Origin of the sequence: Aliiroseovarius zhejiangensis, from assembly GCF_014656375.1 — a bacterium.
GTDB lineage: Bacteria > Pseudomonadota > Alphaproteobacteria > Rhodobacterales > Rhodobacteraceae > Aliiroseovarius > Aliiroseovarius zhejiangensis.
Genome location: NZ_BNCH01000001.1, coordinates 418,075 through 435,242, shown reverse-complemented (window position 1 = coordinate 435,242; position 17,168 = coordinate 418,075). Strand labels below are relative to the sequence as shown.

General features: G+C 59.7%; 20 protein-coding genes. 12 read left to right on the top strand and 8 right to left on the bottom strand.

Features of this window, described 5'->3' with window-relative positions:
- Positions 1 to 702 carry a glutathione S-transferase N-terminal domain-containing protein gene (locus IE188_RS02095; RefSeq protein ID WP_191284806.1) on the bottom strand — a complete coding sequence of 234 codons (702 nt, stop codon included), beginning with the start codon at positions 700 to 702 and terminating at the stop codon, positions 1 to 3.
- Positions 703 to 783: 81 nt separating this feature from the next.
- On the bottom strand, positions 784 to 1,206 hold the full coding sequence (locus IE188_RS02090) for a tellurite resistance TerB family protein (protein ID WP_191284805.1): 423 nt from the start codon (positions 1,204 to 1,206) through the stop codon (positions 784 to 786).
- Between the two features lie 121 nt (positions 1,207 to 1,327).
- On the opposite strand from IE188_RS02090, the gene IE188_RS02085 reads away from it, so the two are divergent.
- The 5 genes from IE188_RS02085 (at position 1,328) to IE188_RS02065 (ending at position 9,348) form a co-directional block, all read left to right on the top strand.
- Positions 1,328 to 2,974, top strand: coding sequence for a lysine--tRNA ligase (locus tag IE188_RS02085; protein ID WP_191284804.1), 1,647 nt, complete (start codon positions 1,328 to 1,330; stop codon positions 2,972 to 2,974).
- Positions 2,975 to 3,187: 213 nt separating this feature from the next.
- Entirely contained in the window at positions 3,188 to 5,479 is a 2,292-nt protein-coding gene (locus IE188_RS02080; protein ID WP_191284803.1) for a glycosyl hydrolase family 28-related protein, read from the top strand.
- Positions 5,480 to 5,621: 142 nt separating this feature from the next.
- Entirely contained in the window at positions 5,622 to 6,605 is a 984-nt protein-coding gene (gene ppk2 / locus IE188_RS02075; protein ID WP_191284802.1) for a polyphosphate kinase 2, read from the top strand.
- 148 nt (positions 6,606 to 6,753) lie between these two features.
- Entirely contained in the window at positions 6,754 to 7,902 is a 1,149-nt protein-coding gene (locus IE188_RS02070) for a lytic murein transglycosylase (protein ID WP_191284801.1), read from the top strand.
- A gap of 72 nt (positions 7,903 to 7,974) precedes the next feature.
- Positions 7,975 to 9,348 (top strand): MATE family efflux transporter, encoded by a 1,374-nt coding sequence (locus tag IE188_RS02065; protein ID WP_191284800.1) that lies wholly within the window; start codon positions 7,975 to 7,977, stop codon positions 9,346 to 9,348.
- Here the strand turns inward: IE188_RS02065 and IE188_RS02060 are convergent.
- From IE188_RS02060 to IE188_RS02050, 3 genes are read right to left on the bottom strand one after another with little or no spacing between them, the layout of a single operon-like run.
- Positions 9,345 to 9,746: a hypothetical protein gene (locus IE188_RS02060; RefSeq protein ID WP_191284799.1), complete on the bottom strand. Its 402-nt coding sequence runs from the start codon at positions 9,744 to 9,746 to the stop codon at positions 9,345 to 9,347. The two genes, IE188_RS02065 and IE188_RS02060, sit on opposite strands and share 4 nt — an antisense overlap.
- Positions 9,743 to 10,120, bottom strand: a complete 378-nt coding sequence (locus IE188_RS02055) for a VOC family protein (RefSeq protein WP_191284798.1) — start codon at positions 10,118 to 10,120, stop codon at positions 9,743 to 9,745. Before IE188_RS02055 ends, IE188_RS02060 begins: the two co-directional genes overlap by 4 nt.
- Positions 10,121 to 10,129: 9 nt before the next feature.
- Complete coding sequence (locus IE188_RS02050) at positions 10,130 to 11,332, bottom strand: pyridoxal phosphate-dependent aminotransferase (RefSeq protein WP_191284797.1); 1,203 nt, start codon at positions 11,330 to 11,332, stop codon at positions 10,130 to 10,132.
- A 108-nt stretch (positions 11,333 to 11,440) separates the two neighbouring features.
- Between IE188_RS02050 and IE188_RS02045 the strand changes: the two genes are divergently transcribed.
- From IE188_RS02045 to IE188_RS02035, 3 genes are all read left to right on the top strand, one after another.
- Entirely contained in the window at positions 11,441 to 11,845 is a 405-nt protein-coding gene (locus IE188_RS02045) for a helix-turn-helix domain-containing protein (protein ID WP_407648151.1), read from the top strand.
- Positions 11,842 to 12,150, top strand: a complete 309-nt coding sequence (locus IE188_RS02040; RefSeq protein ID WP_191284796.1) for a succinate dehydrogenase assembly factor 2 — start codon at positions 11,842 to 11,844, stop codon at positions 12,148 to 12,150. Before IE188_RS02045 ends, IE188_RS02040 begins: the two co-directional genes overlap by 4 nt.
- Before the next feature lie 104 nt (positions 12,151 to 12,254).
- The gene (locus IE188_RS02035; protein ID WP_191284795.1) at positions 12,255 to 12,752 is read left to right on the top strand and encodes a MarR family winged helix-turn-helix transcriptional regulator; all 498 of its coding nucleotides are present in this window, start codon (positions 12,255 to 12,257) and stop codon (positions 12,750 to 12,752) included.
- Here IE188_RS02035 and IE188_RS02030 read toward each other — a convergent pair.
- Together IE188_RS02030 and IE188_RS02025 are read right to left on the bottom strand one after the other, a co-directional pair.
- Positions 12,746 to 13,510 carry a DUF1194 domain-containing protein gene (locus IE188_RS02030; RefSeq protein WP_229836420.1) on the bottom strand — a complete coding sequence of 255 codons (765 nt, stop codon included), beginning with the start codon at positions 13,508 to 13,510 and terminating at the stop codon, positions 12,746 to 12,748. The genes IE188_RS02035 and IE188_RS02030 overlap by 7 nt on opposite strands.
- Positions 13,477 to 13,905 (bottom strand): VOC family protein, encoded by a 429-nt coding sequence (locus IE188_RS02025; RefSeq protein ID WP_191284794.1) that lies wholly within the window; start codon positions 13,903 to 13,905, stop codon positions 13,477 to 13,479. The genes IE188_RS02030 and IE188_RS02025 overlap by 34 nt, the downstream gene beginning before the upstream one ends.
- Positions 13,906 to 14,060: 155 nt before the next feature.
- Here IE188_RS02025 and thyX point away from each other — a divergent pair, with 155 nt between their 5' ends.
- Both thyX and IE188_RS02015 read left to right on the top strand, forming a co-directional pair.
- A complete protein-coding gene (gene thyX / locus IE188_RS02020; protein ID WP_191284793.1) occupies positions 14,061 to 14,969 on the top strand; it encodes an FAD-dependent thymidylate synthase in 909 nt (302 codons plus the stop codon).
- 17 nt (positions 14,970 to 14,986) lie between these two features.
- A complete protein-coding gene (locus IE188_RS02015) occupies positions 14,987 to 15,769 on the top strand; it encodes a hypothetical protein (RefSeq protein ID WP_191284792.1) in 783 nt (260 codons plus the stop codon).
- 165 nt (positions 15,770 to 15,934) lie between these two features.
- Here the strand turns inward: IE188_RS02015 and IE188_RS02010 are convergent, their stop codons facing one another.
- On the bottom strand, positions 15,935 to 16,153 hold the full coding sequence (locus tag IE188_RS02010; RefSeq protein WP_191284791.1) for a cold-shock protein: 219 nt from the start codon (positions 16,151 to 16,153) through the stop codon (positions 15,935 to 15,937).
- A gap of 284 nt (positions 16,154 to 16,437) precedes the next feature.
- Between IE188_RS02010 and IE188_RS02005 the strand changes: the two genes are divergently transcribed.
- Both IE188_RS02005 and IE188_RS02000 read left to right on the top strand, forming a co-directional pair.
- The gene (locus tag IE188_RS02005; protein ID WP_191284790.1) at positions 16,438 to 16,773 is read left to right on the top strand and encodes an arsenate reductase family protein; all 336 of its coding nucleotides are present in this window, start codon (positions 16,438 to 16,440) and stop codon (positions 16,771 to 16,773) included.
- A 34-nt stretch (positions 16,774 to 16,807) separates the two neighbouring features.
- Positions 16,808 to 17,164, top strand: a complete 357-nt coding sequence (locus IE188_RS02000; RefSeq protein ID WP_191284789.1) for a hypothetical protein — start codon at positions 16,808 to 16,810, stop codon at positions 17,162 to 17,164.
- The last annotated feature ends 4 nt before the right edge of the window (positions 17,165 to 17,168 follow it).

Below are 17,168 nucleotides of genomic sequence, written 5' to 3'. Positions count from 1 at the left end.
TTACTCCGGTGATGCCGGAATATTGACAGCCGCCTGAGACGCGGGCCGATCCGCGCATTCGGTGTGCCAACGCAGGACATTGGCGTATTTTTCCAACCCCAGAACCTCGGATGCCTTGTATCCGGTGAACAGCGCCCGCACCCAGGGCCAGATCGCTATGTCGGCAATCGAGTATGCGTCGCCCGCCACCACCGAGCGACCGTCAAGCCGCTGATCCAGTACAGAAAGCAGGCGCTTGGCCTCGGCCTTGTAGCGGTCCAGAGGGCGCGGGTCTTCGATCTCTTTCCCGCCATAGGCATAGAAAAAACCGAACTGTCCGAGCATTGGGCCGAAGCCTCCCATCTGCCACATCAGCCATTGCAGCACCTCGGCGCGCTTCGCGGCGTCTGACGGCAGTAGCTTTCCGGATTTTTCTGCCAGATAGATCAGGATCGCGCCGCTTTCCCACAAGGGCAGCGGGGCGCCATTCGGGCCGTTTGGGTCAATGATCGCCGGGATCTTGTTGTTGGGGTTCAGTGACAGGAATTCTGGTGTGTGCTGGTCGTCGGCTGCGAAGCTGACCAGATGTGCCTCATAGGGCAGCCCAGTTTCCTCCAGCATGGCCGAGACCTTGATGCCGTTGGGCGTTGGCAATGAATACAGCTGAATGACGCTGGCGTCTTTCGCCGGCCAGCGTTTGGTAATGTCGAACTGGTCGAGCATGTCGGTCCCTTCAAATAAGGCGGATTGGGTTGATGCCGGGAGAGATACGGGCGGGTGCAACGCGCCGCACCGATCGTTGGGTCAAATCGTCATATGCCGCGCCCGCGCACCGCGTTCGATCGCCGCGGCGTGCAGGCGTTCGATGTTCAACTCGTATCGGATTTCTTCCAGGATACGCAATTCCGGCCCCTGAAGCTCGCCATCGGCGGCTGCCACGTCACAGGCCAGCGCATAGGCGGTTTCCCAAAGCGGTTCAGGTAGGTTTTCACGAACCAGTCCGAACAGGGCATCCAGCCCGTCTTCGACGCCGAACAGGTCGAACACTGTTTGCGACACGGTCTTGATGCGGTCCGGATCGTATTTCGCAAACACCGGCAGGTGATTGACGATACTTTCGATCGTGACCAGTTCGGCCGACGTGATCTGTTCGTCCGAGGCGGAGACCGCCACCATCACAGCGATCAGGCTGTCTTCGGCGGTCATCGAATGGGGGGTCTGTTGCACGTGTGTTCGCTCCTGTCTGTTGCAGTGCAGAATATTGACCCGGCGCGTCCATCGCAATAGGGAGAACACCTGTACATAGCCGCGCGTGCCATATGGCCGCGCCAATCAAGGAATGAAGCATATGTCCGAGATGCGAGACGCCGCGATGAGTTCGAAAGCCTGGCCCTTTGAAGAGGCGCGCCGGGTGCTCAAACGCTATCAAAAGGCGCCGCCCGAAAAGGGATACGTGCTGTTTGAAACGGGCTATGGCCCGTCGGGTCTGCCCCATATCGGCACCTTTGGCGAGGTGGCGCGCACCACGATGATCCAGCGCGCGTTCGAAGTGATCTCGGACATTCCGACCAAACTGATCTGTTTTTCCGACGATCTGGACGGGATGCGTAAGATCCCCGGCAACGTGCCCAATGCCGAGGGGTTGAAGGCACATTTGCAAAAACCGCTGACCTCGGTGCCCGATCCGTTTTGTGAGTATGAGAGTTTCGGCCATCACAACAACGCCATGTTGCGCCGCTTTCTGGACACGTTCGGGTTTAAATACGAGTTCTACTCGGCAACTGAGTTCTATGGCTCTGGTCAGTTTGACGAAGTGCTGAAACGCGCAGTTGAGAAATATGACGCGATCATGGAGGTGATGCTGAAATCCCTGCGTGAAGAACGTCGTCAGACCTATTCCATTTTCCTGCCGATCCACCCCGAAACGGGGCGGGTGCTCTATGTGCCGATGAAAGAGGTGAACGCTGAAAACCACACGATCACTTTCGACGACGAGGATGGGCGCGAGTGGACCCTGCCGGTGACGGGTGGCAATGTGAAGCTGCAATGGAAACCCGATTTCGGCGCGCGCTGGGCGGCGCTGGAAGTCGATTTCGAGATGTATGGCAAGGACCATTCCACCAACACGCCGATCTATGACAAGATCTGCCGCATCCTTGGCTGGCCTGCACCCGAGCACTTCACCTATGAGCTGTTTCTCGACGAGAACGGGCAGAAGATTTCCAAGACCAGCGGCAATGGGGTGTCGATTGATGAGTGGCTGACCTATGCCTCGACCGAGAGTCTTGCGTATTTCATGTATCTGAAGCCGAAGACCGCGAAACGGATGCATTTCGACGTGATACCGAAGGCGATGGATGAATATCATCAGCAACTGAATGCCTATCACAAGCAAGACCTGAAAGGGCAGTTGAACAACCCGGTCTGGCACATCCATGGCGGCGACGTGCCGCAATCCAACATGGTGGTTTCGTTCTCGATGCTGTTGAACCTGGCGTCGGTTGCATCGGCGGATGACAAGGATCAGCTTTGGGGGTTCATCAAGCGGTACGCACCCGAGGCCTCGCCTGAGACGCATCCTGATCTGGACGCGGCGGCTGGCTATGCCGTGAAGTACTTTCAGGACTTCGTGGCGCCTGCACGCACCTTCCGCGCGCCGACCGATCAGGAACGTGCCGCGATGGAAGAACTTGCGGCGGCGTTTCGCGATGGGGATAAGGCGCTGGACGTGATCGCGCGCAAAAACGCCCAGATGGGCAATGACGACCCGGCACCCGAGGTTGATTTCACCTCGGACGAGTTCCTGCAATCCATCGTTTTTGCTGTGGGCAAGTTGCATGGGTTCGACAACCTGCGCGACTGGTTCAAGGCGCTGTACGAGGTGTTTCTGGGCGCAAGCCAAGGGCCGCGTTTCGGCAGTTTCGCCGCCCTTTATGGAGTCGCGGAAACCGCCACCCTGATTGATCAGGGTCTTGCGGGCGAGTTGATGAAATAGGGATTTCCTGTCCCGACCCAACACACGGCGTGCCTGTTTGGTGCGCCGTTTTGCGTTGCGCAAACAGGCCAGCGTTCGCTCCTGTTCCGTCTCGTTAACGCCTGATTGATAGCTCTTTCGCTGTTTTCTGCCCCGTCGCCCATGCGCGATGGGCGGTGCGTCTATGATGCATCGCCAAAGGGGGCTGCATGTCTGGACCTGAAAGGGAAATCAATGAACAAGGCGCTTACCGATGGGGTGGTTTTCATGCCCCCAGCATTCGAAGATGGGTTGACGGTCTGGTCAAGCGAGGATGGAACGCCGGGGTCGTTGACCTATGCGGGGGCAGGCAACGCCGCCCTTGTACCGGCAGACCAGGATTTCGACGGTTGCCTTGAACTTCTGAAAACCGACTCCACGCAAAAGCTGCGTTATATGGGGCAGACGCCTTATGAACAGGGATGCTATCTGCGTGTGTCCGCGAAGGTGAAGGCGATCTCGGGCCCGCTGCCGTCGGTGCGGGTGGCGGCGTGGCCCGCACAAAGCGGTGGCGCCCATGCGGGCGGCAACCTGGAAACCGGCCCGGTGACGGCACTCACCGCTTATGGCGAGGTGGTCGAAGTGTCGGCCATTATCGGGTCCGGCAGCCGCAATGGTGTCAATATCATCTGGGGGGCGGATGTGGCGTATGCCCATGTCGGACTGGATCTGATCGGATCAAGCGGAGGTGTCGTACGGATTGACGACCTGGTGGTCGAGGATGTGACCGGGGCCTATCTGCGCGACATGATGGATTGGGTCGATGTGCGTGATTTCGGGGCCGCAGGTGACGGTGTCACCGATGACAAACCCGCCTTCGAAGCCGCCGATGCTGCCGCCAACGGGCGCACGCTTCTGGTGCCTGAAGGCAGCTACCTTATCGGGTCGAACCTGACACTTCACGCAGATATTCGGTTCGAGGGCACGATGACCATGGCCGATAACGTCTATCTTTCTCTGACCCGCAGTTTCGATTTGCCCACTTATGCCGACGCCTTTGGCGACGAGCAGTTGGGCTTTCGCAAGGCTTTTCAAGCGCTTCTGCACTATGCCGATCACGAGATACTGGATATGTGCGGGCGGCGGGTCGATGTCACGGCGCCCATCGACATGCAGGCGGCCTATAGCGCTGGTGACACATTCCTGATCCGGCGCGTGATCAAGAACGGGCAGTTCTATGTGATCGGCGGGTCAGCCTGGGATAGTGAGACCACCAATTCCACTGCCAAATACAACCCCGCCAACCCCTACAAGCTGACCAATGTCACCAATGTCGCGGCGGTTCAGGCGGGTTCTGTCGTGACCGGCGCGGGCGTGGGGCGCGAAGTCTACGTCAAAGAAGTGAACATCAGTGCCTCAGAGGTCGAACTGAGCCAGCCGCTTTGGGGGGCTGCCGCCAACCAGAGCTACACGTTCACGCGGCACAAATACGTGCTGGATTTCGGCGGGTTTGCCCAGGTGAACCGGATGAACCTGACCGAGGTCGAGTTTCAGTGCAACGGCCATGCGTCGGCGGTTTTGCTGCCAAGGGATGGCGAGAACTTCGTCTTTCAGGACTGTTTCTTCATCAAACCGAAGAACCGCGGCATCAGTTCCGTCGGGCGTGGGTGCCAGGATCTGCATCTGGATCGCTGCCAGTTTGTCTCGAACGAACAAAGCCAGCCCGCCACCACGCGACAGTCGGTTGCCTTCAACGTGAATGCCAATGACGCCAAGATCCGCGACAACCGGTTTCAGCGGATGGGCACCTCGATGGTGCTGCACGGGTCGGGGCATATCATCCAGGGGAACCACTTGTTTCAGGGGGATGAGGTCACGGACGGGCCGCGTGTGGCCGGTATGGTGTTCACTTACGAGAACAACAAGACGGTTCTGAATGGGAATTACGTCGACAACTGTTTCATCGAATGGAACAACGAACATGACGCCGTTCCCGATCACGGGTCCGAATACTCGTTCGGAGGCATGACCATCACCGGCAATATCTTTACCGCCAATGACGTGGCGTCGTGGTTCAAATGGATCCTGATCAAACCCTTCGGCAACGGCCATTATGTGTCTGGCCTGCACGTGACCAACAACACCTTCCGCACGCTGGCTGGCTGGATCGACCGGGTCGAGGGGGTGTCGACTACCCATGCCGGTCTGGATTACTGGAGCATGAAGGACGTGACGTTCGAGAACAACGCCTTCACAGGTGTGACGCAAGCGACCGTCTCTCCGGTGACGTTGGAGTTCAACCAGAACACATCCGCTGCGACCTGGACGCTGGACGGGTCCGCCTATTTCCCCTTTGGTGGCAATGCGCGCACCGTGTCCAGCGTGACGATCGAGGGCGATCTGCGTGACGGCTCGAACGCTCAGGTCTGGGACAATCCGCATGTGTTGGTGAACCGGGGGGCAACTTACAAGCAGGTACAACTGAAATGGTCACGTGCCGTGCGCGGAACCGCGCATGTGACGATGCGGGTGGATCGCCCCGTTTAACGGCTGTCGCCTGCTTGTTGAAAGGTCCGCATCGCGGCGGGCCTTTCTTCTTGGACAATAGCAATTTCCATTGACCCGGATCAAAGCGCCTGACGGCGCAAGATGATAACAGGTTTTCGAACCCCGAAATGGAGATTGGCTCATGACAACAAAAGCAACCCGCGTATCGAAATCCGCCCCGACAACTGCGAACGCGCAGGCGAAGACATCTGCGGCGGCATCATCCCAGACTGCGCCACAGGTGAGCAAGGGCAGAAGCGGGTTTCCGACCGTGACCGAAGACAAGATCCGCCAGACTTTTGAGAACGGCAAATACCCTTACAGCACGAAACTCGGGCGTCGGGAATATGAAGCCACGAAGGCCAAGTTGCAGGCAGAGCTTCTGAAGGTCCAGCGTTGGGTGGGCGAAACAGGGCAGAAATTCGTGCTGCTGTTTGAAGGTCGCGATGCCGCGGGCAAGGGCGGTACGATAAAACGCTTCATGGAGCATTTGAACCCGCGTGAGGCGCGTATCGTGGCGCTGAACAAACCCACGGACGAAGAGCGCGGGCAATGGTTTTATCAGCGGTATATCTCGCACCTGCCGACTTCGGGCGAAATGGTGTTTTATGACCGCTCTTGGTATAACCGCGCCGGTGTCGAACGGGTCATGGGGTTCTGCAACGCCAACGAATATCTTGAGTTCATGCGACAGACGCCGGAGTTTGAACGCATGCTGACCCGATCGGGCATTCAGCTTTACAAATACTGGTTCTCGGTCACGCAGCCCGAGCAGAAACGCCGCTTTGACAGCCGCAAGGATGATCCCCTGAAACGTTGGAAGCTCAGCCCGGTGGATGTGGCATCCCTGTCGAAATGGGATGACTACACCGAAGCGAAAGAGGCGATGTTCTTCTATACCCACACGGCGGATGCGCCCTGGACGATCATCAAGTCCAACGACAAGAAACGCGCGCGTCTGGAATGTATGCGGCATTTCCTGTCGACGCTGGAGTACCCCGACAAGGATCACGAGCTTGTGGGTCAACCCGACCCGCTGATCGTCGGACATGCCAGCCAGGTGATTCACAAGGCGGACCATATCCTGGGGGCCAGTCTGCACCCGGATCAACGGCGCAGCGGCTGACCTGCGCGTGGTGTGTTCACCGGGAAAGGGGCGGGAAACCGGCCCCTTTCCTGCTTCTTGCCGCTGGTCCGGTGGGAACATGAACGAGGTGCTTGCCTTCGCATCGCAGCCCTATACTCTCAGCTCAAAACAAGAGCAGGGGCACCCCATGACCTATTCCAGACGCTTCATTGCCTTCGGCCTTGCCGGGCTTTACCTGACCGCCTGCCAGTCCGGCGCAACCACCCGGCCCGCGTCGCGACCCGGTGCAGGATCAACCATGCGCGCCGTTCCGAACGCCGCCTTCGACACCTGGGTCGACGGGGCAAAAGCCCGGGCGCGGGCGGCCGGGATCAGCGCATCCACCGTAACACGTGCCTTCCGCGATGTCGGCTATCTGCCCGGCGTCGTGGAACGGGACCGCAACCAGACTGAGTTCGTCCGCTCGTTCGAGGATTATATGGCGATCGCGGCTTCTGACGAACGGATTGCCAAGGGGCGCGAGATGCTGCGGCGCCACGCAGGATTGCTGACGCAGATCGAGACAAAGTATGGCGTCGAGAAAGAGGTGATCGTGGCCGTCTGGGGGCTGGAAAGCCGCTATGGCGAACGGCGCGGGGATGTGCCTGTGATCTCGGCCCTGTCGACGCTTGCCTTTGACGGACGGCGCGGGCGGTTCTTTGACGGGCAGTTGATGGCGGCCCTGAAAATTCTGGAACGTGGCGACGTGACGCCCGCGCGCATGAAGGGAAGCTGGGCGGGTGCCATGGGGCATACGCAATTCATTCCGACATCCTATCTGGCCTATGCGGTGGACTTCCGTGGCGATGGGCAACGCGACATCTGGTCAGACGATCCGACCGATGCGCTGGCGTCAACCGCGGCATATCTCAGCCGGTCGGGCTGGCGGCGTGGGCAGCGTTGGGGGGACGAGATCACGGGACGTGCGCCGTCAGGTCGTGGACGGGTCGTGAAACCGGCAGGGGACAACGGCCCGGTGTTCGAGGTCTATCACAACTACAATGTGCTCGGGCGGTACAACAATGCGCAGAAATACATCATCGGCGTCGGACATCTTTCGGACCGTCTGTTGGGGCGCCCGCCGCTGCGAGGCACGTTCGGTCCCGACAAATACGGGCTGACACTTGAGGACCGCAAAGCGCTGCAACGCGGCCTGACCCGGGCAGGATACGAGGTGGGCGAAGCCGACGGGGTGATCGGCAGGAAAACCCTGCAAGCGATCGAGGCGTTTCAGCGCGCGCGGGGTCTTCCGGTCACAGGCGACCCCTCGCGGGCGCTGCTGGCGCTGTTGCGCTAGGCTGGGTACAGGCGGACGGTCCGGGTTGTTCGGCATCTTGCCCATGCCGATATTCCGGCATAGGTCTGGGTGATGTTGCAAACGCTCACCCTGTCACAGCATTTTCGCGCAGTCCTTGTTTTGGGACTTCCGCTGGTTGCCTCGCATCTGGCGCAGTTCGCGGTGCAGATCATCGACACGATCATGCTGGGCTGGTACGGGGTCGAGGAACTGGCCGCCGTCACACTGGCCGGCACGTTCTTTTTCATGTTCCTGATCATGGGGTCGGGTCCGGCCTGGGCCTTGATGCCGATGGTGGCCGAAGCCTCCGAGGCGCGTGATGATGTGCGGGTGCGCAGGCTGACCCGTATGTCGATGTGGTTCTCGGTCGGGTTTGCGCTGCTGGTCCTGCCTCTGATGTGGATGTCAGCGCCAATTCTGCGGGCCATCGGGCAGGATCCCGATCTGAGCCTTCTGGCACAGGATTACCTGCGCATCGCCGGGGTCGGGCTGGTGCCTGCGCTTTTGGTCATGGCGCTGAAAAGTTATCTGGCTGCCTTGGAACATACCCGGATCGTGTTATGGGCAACGGTGCTGGCCGCGGTGATGAACGGGTTTATCAACTATGCGCTGATCTTCGGCAATTGGGGCGCGCCGGAACTGGGCGTGCGCGGGGCGGCCATTGCCTCGGTCCTGATCCAGATCGCGTCCGGACTGGTGCTGGTCGTCTATGCCGCGCGGCTGAATGCCGAGGCCAGCCTGTTCCGGCGGCTGTGGAAACCGGATTGGGAGGCGTTGCGCCAGCTTTTGCGCCTTGGCATTCCGATCGGCCTGACCACTTTGGCCGAGGTTGGGATGTTCTCGGCCTCGACGGTGGTTGTCGGACTGATCGGCACCCTGGAGCTGGCCGCCCACGGGATCGCGCTGCAAATCACGGCCGCCTTCTTCATGGTGCATCTGGGCCTGTCAAACACCGCGACCGTCCGGGCAGGACGCGCTTTGGGGCGTCGCGACGAGGCCAGCTTGCGGCGTGGGGCTCTGGCCGTGACTTTGGCATCGGTCGTGTTTGGCGGGTTGACCGTGATCCTGTTCCTTGGTGCGCCTGAACCGATGATCAAACTGTTCCTGAACCCAAGCGAGGTAAGACGGGACGAGATCGTCACGCTGGGCTCGGTCCTTCTGATCGTCGCGGCCCTGTTCCAATTTGCCGACGGGGCACAGGCCATCGCGATGGGCCTGTTGCGCGGGGTGCAGGACACGCGGGTGCCGATGATCATTGCCACGCTCAGCTATTGGGGGGTTGGCATGACCATGTCCTATGTGCTGGGGATCACGTTGGGCTTCGGTGCGCCGGGTGTCTGGGTCGGATTGCTGCTGGGTCTTGTCTGTGCCGGTATCTTCATGTCGTGGCGGTTCTGGAAAAGTTCGTCCCGGATTGGCGAGATGCAACCGGGTCCTGCCGTCTAACCCTGTTTCAGCCGGTCTGCTTTCTTGCGCACCAGCACCGTGCGCAGATCATGCATCGCCAACAGAAGCGCATCCGTGACCTGCTCCAACGCTTCGGGAGTTGCACGGGTTTGCGCCCAATGGGCCGTTAGGTTCAGGTGGTCGATGCTGCGCAGGATGTCATCCAGATCGCGTGCCTCAAGCGTTGCTTTTCGCTCTTCCATCCAGGCGGCGATGGCGGCCTGATCCGCGTCGGTCAGTTCATATGCGCCCTGCGGCTTGACCTCGCCGTTTCGGATGTTCACTGCGGCGATCTGATCCAACTCCAACGGGCGTTGCCGGTTTTCGGTGTTCACACGAAAGACGAACGCACCGTTTTCACGCACGCGAAAGTAATAGTCGGGCAGAGAGATGCTCATCTGATGTCCTTGTCTTCGATCACGCGCCACAGGCTGCCATCCGGGTCCACCATGTAGAACATGCGCGGTGCGCTGGCGGTGGCGGGCGCAATGTCGGTCAGTCGTGGAATTGCGGCGGCGTCCGCGGCGATGCCCTGCCGGCGCCATGCCTTGTGGAGCGTGTCAATATCGGGCAGGCGCAGGCAGGCCGAAAACCAACTGGATTTTGGATCAAGCTCGGGATGCGGAAAGAACTCGATCCGGGTGGTGCCAAACCCGAAGATCATCCAGCCATCACTGCGCCAGACCAGTTGAAACCCAAGCCCCTCATAGAAGGACAAAGTGGCGTCAAAACTGCGGCTGGGCAGGTTGGCGGTGATCCTTGCCTGATCCATTCCGCCCCCTTAACGCAGGCTTGCGCAGAAGGCCTGGATGCGGGTGCAGGCCTCTTTCAGTGCTGCGTCCGATGTGGCATAGCTGACGCGGAAGTTCGGGCTCAGCCCGAAGGCCGCACCGAAAACAACAGCAACACCCGTGTCTTCCAGTAATGCCTTGGCGAACACCTCGTCGTCGGTGATTTTCACACCCGACGGCGTGGTCTTGCCGATGCAGCCCTTGATCGACGGATAGACATAGAATGCCCCGTCCGGCACCGGGCATTCCAGACCGTCTGCGGCGTTCAGCATCTCGACCACCAGATCGCGGCGGCGCACGAAGGCCTTGTTGTTCTCGGCGATGAAATCCTGCGGGCCATTCAGCGCCTCGACCGCCGCCCATTGGCTGATCGAACAAGGGTTCGAGGTCGACTGCGACTGGATTTTCCGCATGGCCGAGATCAACTCGACAGGCCCGCCCGCATAACCGATGCGCCAGCCTGTCATTGCATAGGCCTTGGACACGCCATTGCAGGTCAGGGTGCGGTCGTAAAGGCCGGGTTCCACCTGGGCTGGCGTGCAGAACGCGAACCCGTCATAGGCGAGGTGTTCATACATATCATCGGTCATCACCCAGACATGCGGATGGCGCATCAGAACATCGGTCAATGCCTTCAACTGCGCGCGCGTGTATCCCGCGCCCGTCGGGTTCGAGGGCGAGTTGAAGATCAGCCACTTCGTTTTCGGCGTGATCGCGGCCTCAAGCTGTTCAGGTGTCATGCGAAACCCGGTTTCGATGGGGCATTCCACGACGACAGGCTCACCGCCCGCCAACAGCACCATGTCGGGGTAACTGACCCAGTAAGGGGCGGGGATGATCACCTCGTCCCCGGGGTTCAGGGTCGCCATCAGGGCGTTGTAAAGGATCTGCTTGCCGCCGGTGCCGACCGAGATCTGGGCAGGCGTGTAATCCAGCCCGTTTTCGCGCTTGAACTTGTCGCAGATGGCTTGCTTCAGTTCGGGCATCCCGTCAGGTGCAGTATATTTCGTCTTGCCAGCATCAATCGCCACCTTGCCCGCCGCCTTGATATGCGCGGGCGTGTCGAAATCCGGCTCGCCTGCACCCAGGCCGATCACATCGCGCCCGGCGGCTTTCAACTCGGCTGCCAGGGTGGAAACGGCGATGGTAGGTGATGGTTTTACGCGATCAAGTGTCGCAGAAAGGAAAGACATGATGTCCCCGATTTGTAAGTTGGTCCCAGTTCTTCTAGGGTCAGCCGCGCAACCAATCAAGCCAGAACCCGGTGCCCGGCGTGGTGCCTGAAACGATAGGAAAAGCAGATGGACGACATATCGCAGGATGAAAACTGGTTCTCGGAAGAGGCTGCAACCTTCGGCGACCGACTGGCCGGCGCCCGCGAGGCGATCGGTCTGAGCCAGGATGATCTGGCCCGGCGAATTGGCGTCAAGGTCAAGACCTTGCGCGGCTGGGAAGATGACCTGAACGAACCGCGCGCCAACAAGCTGCAGATGCTGTCGGGCATCCTCAATGTCTCGTTGCGCTGGCTGCTGACCGGCGAAGGCGAAGGAGTGGCAGAACCGGCCGGCAATCTTGATGACTTGCCCGAGGTGCGCGACCTGCTGTTGGAAATCCGTGACATCAAATCGCAGATGTCCCGGTCGGCCGATCAGTTGGGTCGGCTGGAAAAACGTCTGCGCAAACGGCTGGAAGGCGTCATCGCATGAGCGGCGTGCCCCTGGACCAGCTGAGGGAAACCCCCGGTGCGCGCGTCGGTGAAACCCGCGAGGTGCGGATCAAGCGTTTGGGCATGCGGTCGATGCGACGCGGCATCAAGGAAATGGATATCATCCTGCACCGCTATGCCACGGACCGGTTGGCCGCGATGACGGATGACGAGCTTGACCTCTACGAGGCGCTGTTGGGCGAAAATGATCAGGACCTGTATCAATGGGTGTCCGGCCAGCAAGAGCCACCCGAACACTTGTCCGACCTGATCCAGCACATCATCGGTAACACCGCGATGCGCTGACCCAGCGGGTTTGACGAAAATTTTCCGCAACTGATGCACGCATTTAACTGAATGTTCTCATTTCGGACCGAATAGTCACCTTGGTAACTAGGTCGGAGAAACGGATGAGCATGCACTCCCCCATTGGGCAGACAAGCAATCAGACATTTGTGTATCAGTATCTTGAAGCACTGGCGTTGGTTGAAAGGCTGCATCGTCTGCTGCTGGACGTGATCAAGGACGAGTTTGAACGGGTCGGCGTGTTGGAAGTGAACGCGGTGCAGGCGCTGCTTTTGTTCAATATCGGCGACAACGAGGTGACGGCAGGCGAATTGAAAACGCGCGGCTATTACCAGGGGTCGAACGTGTCCTACAACCTCAAGAAACTCGTCGAAATGGGTTATATGCATCATCAGCGGTGCGAGGTGGATCGCCGCAGCGTAAGGGTGCGCCTGACCGAGAAAGGGCGCGGGATCCGTGACATCGTCGCCGGCCTGTTCGAACGCCACGCAGACGGTCTGCAATCCCGCGATGTGCTGACGTCATCAGGGATCGAGGAGATCAATGTCGCGCTGAAACGGGTCGAACGATACTGGACGGATCAGATCCGGTATATCTATTGACCCGTGGGCGGATGGGGTGGCTGCAGGTTTGATACGACGACGCCGCGCAACTCGCGCAGCAGCTTGCGGGCCATCGCGTCTTCATAGTCCCGAAAATCGGCGGCCTGTTCGACGAAGCGCCCGAACCCGTGAATGACCAGTTCCTTGAAATAGGCAACAAGATCGGTGTTCGCATCGCCCGCACCGATCACCAGCCCGTTGATGGTGATCCCGTCAAAACCGGACAGATAACGTACATCCTGCGGCCGTGGCCCGGTATTGGCAGGCCCGTCACCAGAGATATCCAGGGTCAGTGTTTCGCACCGGCGCCCGGCCAGAAGACGTTGACCAAAGATCATTGCGGCCCCGATCCCGGTCGACGGGTCGGCTTTGATGCGGGTGGTGCGGCGCAGACGATCCGCCACGGCACTCACATCCTCGCGCGCCGTGATCGACACCCAATCCTGCAACAGGCGTTGATGGGATGGGCCGCTCCATTCATAAACCGCGATCTGGATCGGGCGGGCGGGTTGGGACAGCAGGGCGCGCAAAACCTCGGGCTGTTCCAGCGCGGCGGCCAGCCCGTCCAGTTGCAGCCGGTATTCCCCTTCATCAACCGACCCGGACACATCCAACCCCAGCGCCAACGCCTGACGGCACGGCGCATCGCTTTGGGCGGCGGCAGTCCCCGCCCAAACGAGGGTCACCAAGGCCAGCGCCCATTGTGTGATCCGCCCTGCGCGCATCACCAGTGACCGGTGTTGTCCATGCTGGCCCATGGCTCTTGGCTAGGCAGGGGATCGCCGGCCTGCAACAATTCGACCGAGATGTTGTCGGGCGACCGCACGAACGCCATGCGCCCATCGCGCGGCGGGCGGTTGATCGTCACACCGTTGTCCATAAGGTGCTGACACATCTCATAGATATTCTCGACCTCATAAGCCAGATGCCCGAAATGGCGGCTGTCTGACGGCAATCCGTCATCGCCATCCCAGTTATAGGTCAGCTCGATGGGGCAGTCCGGCTGGCCCGGCGGGGCCATGAAGATCAGCGAAAACCGCCCCTGTTCCGAATCCATCTGCCGGGTTTTCTCAAGCCCCAGAAGCTCATAGAACCGCATGCTCTCTTCCAGGTTCTTCACGCGCACCATCGTGTGCAGGTATCGAAGTCTCATCTGCTCTCTCTTCGTGGTTCCGGTGGATATGCCGCCAGCCTATCAGGTCGGGCGGGTGAGAAAAGCAGAAACGCAGCCTCCACGCCATATGGGTGTTTTGCCACGGGCCGCGACTATATATAGTGGCCGGGCAACCACGAGACGAGAGATTCGACATGCCCCTGAGCCCCGAGCAGATCCGCGAAATCGAAGACCAGCGCAGCACCCCGCAACCGACCTTGCGTGCGGTCAGCCCAGGGATGGAAAAACACCTCTATACCGCGCATGAGGTGCTGGACCACGGGTTCGTCCGCGTTATCGACTATATGGGTGACGACGCCGCGATCTGTCAGGCCGCGCGGGTCAGCTATGGCAAGGGCACCAAATCGGTGCAGAACGACGAAGGGCTGATCCGTTACCTGATGCGCCACTGGCATTCGACCCCGTTCGAGATGTGCGAGATCAAGCTGCACGTCAAGCTGCCCGTCTTTGTCGCCCGCCAGTGGATCCGCCACCGCACCGCGAATGTGAACGAATACTCGGCGCGCTATTCGATCCTGGACCGCGAGTTCTATATCCCCGCGCCCGAACACATCGCCGCGCAGTCGGTGGTGAACAATCAGGGCCGTGGCGCCACGTTGGAAGGCGAGGAAGCCGCCCGCGTGCTGGAAATCCTGAAGGCCGACAGCAACCGCTGCTATGACAATTACGAGGCGATGATCTCGGACGAAGGCCAACAGGGGCTGGCGCGGGAACTCGCGCGGATGAACCTGCCCGCCAACGTCTATACCCAGTGGTACTGGAAGGTCGATCTGCACAACCTGTTCCACTTCCTGCGCCTGCGCGCCGACCACCACGCCCAGTATGAAATCCGCGTCTATGCCGACGCGATCTGCAACATCGTCGCCGACTGGGTCCCCGCCGCATACGGCGCGTTCGAGGATTACCGCCTTGGCGGCGCCAACCTGTCGGGCCGCGCCATGGACTGCGTGCGCCGTATGCTGAAAGGCGAAGAGGTCACGCAGGAGACCTCCGGCATGTCGAAGGGGGAATGGCGCGAGTTTGAGGCGGAGTTGCGGGGGTGAAAAGCGAGCAAACCGTCATGGTAGACACACTAGCGAGTCGAGGGATGCGAATTTCTGGAGGATATTTCGCATTTGGGCTTTTCATTGGTGTTGCCATAGCGACCGGTTTTTACTTGAATGTGTCGGCATGCGAGCCGGAACAATCCACACTATGGTTTTGCGGCGAGAGCCCCGAGATTGTCTTGGCCACTCTTTCATTTCTAAACGATCTTGCCAAAGCAGTAGCTTGGCCATTCGCGGCGATCGCCGTTGTCTGGCTCTTTAGCGGTGAGTTAAAGGGATTGCTCCCGCGACTGACTAGGGTTGGACCTACTGGCGCGGAGTTCGAAGGAAAACTCCAACCGGAAGCCTTCCGACCCGGTGAGGTAGCGAAACTTGAGGACGTAGACCTCACTGAGCTTCATGATCCTGTTGCGCAGCGAATTGAGCAGGAGACATTGGATGCTCTACGGAACTATCCTGACACAGATCACCTCAAGATTCTCGTAAGGAGCTTGACTGAGGCACGGATGCTCCGGGCTTTTGAGCGATTGTATTCCAATATCTTTGGAAGTCAGATCGAGGCGCTACAGGTTTTGAACGCCCGAGATGTATCTCATAAAGAAGCAGTCGAGATGTTTGAGCGTGTGAAAGCCGAACGGGGAATCTTGGATGGCTGGAACTTAGACATGTACATGGCTTACCTGCTGAATGCAGAATTTGTCATTGTGCAGGGTGACACCTTCAAGATTACTGAAACTGGACGAAATTTTCTCAGGTTTATAGTTGATAATCATCTGTCGACTGAAAAGCTGAATTAGCCCGTGCCAAGCACGGGCAGCGCCCGACCCGCCCCAATGGGCGGGCGCTTCTCGCCCACCCACGTGCCGGGCGCTGCTCTCCGAACCCTGAGCGTAATCCCCCAAACAAAAACCCCGCCGAGCGTCCACTCCGCGGGGTTCGCTATTCTCTAACCGGTCGTCCGATCAGCTGACCAGTTCAAGGTCCACGGCTGATTGGCGCCCGTCGCGGCCCTCTTGCAGGTCATAGCGGACCTTTTGGTTGTCGGCGAGGCCTGTGAGACCCGAGCGTTCGACCGCCGAGATGTGCACGAACACATCGTTGCCGCCCGCTTCGGGGGCGATGAAACCATAGCCCTTGGTGGTGTTGAACCATTTTACGGTGCCGCTTTGCTTGTCGGCCATTTCCGTCTCTCCTTGGTATGGGCACCCGCAACGTGCGAGGCCTTCATCGTACAGTCAGGTATCGTCCGACTGCCGGGAAGGAGGCGGTAGATAGTGCTGTCTTACACCCTAAGATTTGGGCCATGTTCTGAAAAAAGCAAGGGATTCCTTTTTGGTCCGGGGCAATGGGCATCAATCGGCGTCCTTCCGTTTCCGGCCTGATCGGGGCATATAGGCATCGGGCAGGCGTCGTGCAGCAGGGTGCAGCCCGCTTGCAACGGGACCATGACAGAAGGACGGGATTGATGCGTTTTTGGGGGTTGAAGACCTGTGATACCTGCCGCAAGGCGGTGAAGGCCCTGGAAGGGGCAGGGGCCGTGGTCGAGTATGTGGACGTGCGCGCGGATGGGGTCGCCCCGGCGGATCTGGCGCGGTTTCATCAGGCGTTCGGCGCGGCGCTGATCAACCGGCGCTCCACCACTTGGCGCGGGCTGAGCGAGGCTGAGCGCACAGTTGATCCCCTTGATTTGCTTGCAGAACACCCGACCCTTATGAAGCGTCCCGTGATCGAGGACGGCGAAAAGTTGACTTTAGGTTGGGACGCAAAAACGCGCGAGGACTGGTTGGAGCACACCGCCTGAGCGCCTATCTGTTCGGAAAGTAGGAGGTATCTGCATGCGCAACGCTGCATTGGTTTTGGGGATCATCGCCGGGATCTGGGGCATGATCGTCGGGTTTTTCGGCTATGGCTATACCGAGGTGATCGCGCGGATGGGTGAATTGCCCGATCTGGCCGAACAGGTTGACCATCCGGGGCGTGTGCGGGCCTTTGCCCTGATCGCGCCGGTATTGGCGCTGGCCGGGGGCGCGATGGCGCGGTCGGTGGCACAAGTGGGCGGCGTGCTGTTGCTGTTGTCAGCAGCAGGCATGTATTTCGCCTTCGGGTATGGCGTGTTCACCATGTTCCCGATTGCTCTGGCCGGATTGGGTGGCTTGCTTGCGCTGTTTGCCTTGAAACCCGACCCGCACTGACCGT

Coding starts and splice junctions, on each gene's coding strand:
- IE188_RS02095 (WP_191284806.1), bottom strand. CDS start 702: ATGCTCGACCAGTTCGACATTACCAAACGCTGGCCGGCGAAAGACGCC.
- IE188_RS02085 (WP_191284804.1), top strand. CDS start 1,328: ATGTCCGAGATGCGAGACGCCGCGATGAGTTCGAAAGCCTGGCCCTTT.
- IE188_RS02080 (WP_191284803.1), top strand. CDS start 3,188: ATGAACAAGGCGCTTACCGATGGGGTGGTTTTCATGCCCCCAGCATTC.
- ppk2 (WP_191284802.1), top strand. CDS start 5,622: ATGACAACAAAAGCAACCCGCGTATCGAAATCCGCCCCGACAACTGCG.
- IE188_RS02070 (WP_191284801.1), top strand. CDS start 6,754: ATGACCTATTCCAGACGCTTCATTGCCTTCGGCCTTGCCGGGCTTTAC.
- IE188_RS02065 (WP_191284800.1), top strand. CDS start 7,975: ATGTTGCAAACGCTCACCCTGTCACAGCATTTTCGCGCAGTCCTTGTT.
- IE188_RS02060 (WP_191284799.1), bottom strand. CDS start 9,746: ATGAGCATCTCTCTGCCCGACTATTACTTTCGCGTGCGTGAAAACGGT.
- IE188_RS02055 (WP_191284798.1), bottom strand. CDS start 10,120: ATGGATCAGGCAAGGATCACCGCCAACCTGCCCAGCCGCAGTTTTGAC.
- IE188_RS02050 (WP_191284797.1), bottom strand. CDS start 11,332: ATGTCTTTCCTTTCTGCGACACTTGATCGCGTAAAACCATCACCTACC.
- IE188_RS02045 (WP_407648151.1), top strand. CDS start 11,441: ATGGACGACATATCGCAGGATGAAAACTGGTTCTCGGAAGAGGCTGCA.
- IE188_RS02040 (WP_191284796.1), top strand. CDS start 11,842: ATGAGCGGCGTGCCCCTGGACCAGCTGAGGGAAACCCCCGGTGCGCGC.
- IE188_RS02035 (WP_191284795.1), top strand. CDS start 12,255: ATGAGCATGCACTCCCCCATTGGGCAGACAAGCAATCAGACATTTGTG.
- IE188_RS02030 (WP_229836420.1), bottom strand. CDS start 13,510: ATGGGCCAGCATGGACAACACCGGTCACTGGTGATGCGCGCAGGGCGG.
- IE188_RS02025 (WP_191284794.1), bottom strand. CDS start 13,905: ATGAGACTTCGATACCTGCACACGATGGTGCGCGTGAAGAACCTGGAA.
- thyX (WP_191284793.1), top strand. CDS start 14,061: ATGCCCCTGAGCCCCGAGCAGATCCGCGAAATCGAAGACCAGCGCAGC.
- IE188_RS02015 (WP_191284792.1), top strand. CDS start 14,987: ATGGTAGACACACTAGCGAGTCGAGGGATGCGAATTTCTGGAGGATAT.
- IE188_RS02010 (WP_191284791.1), bottom strand. CDS start 16,153: ATGGCCGACAAGCAAAGCGGCACCGTAAAATGGTTCAACACCACCAAG.
- IE188_RS02005 (WP_191284790.1), top strand. CDS start 16,438: ATGCGTTTTTGGGGGTTGAAGACCTGTGATACCTGCCGCAAGGCGGTG.
- IE188_RS02000 (WP_191284789.1), top strand. CDS start 16,808: ATGCGCAACGCTGCATTGGTTTTGGGGATCATCGCCGGGATCTGGGGC.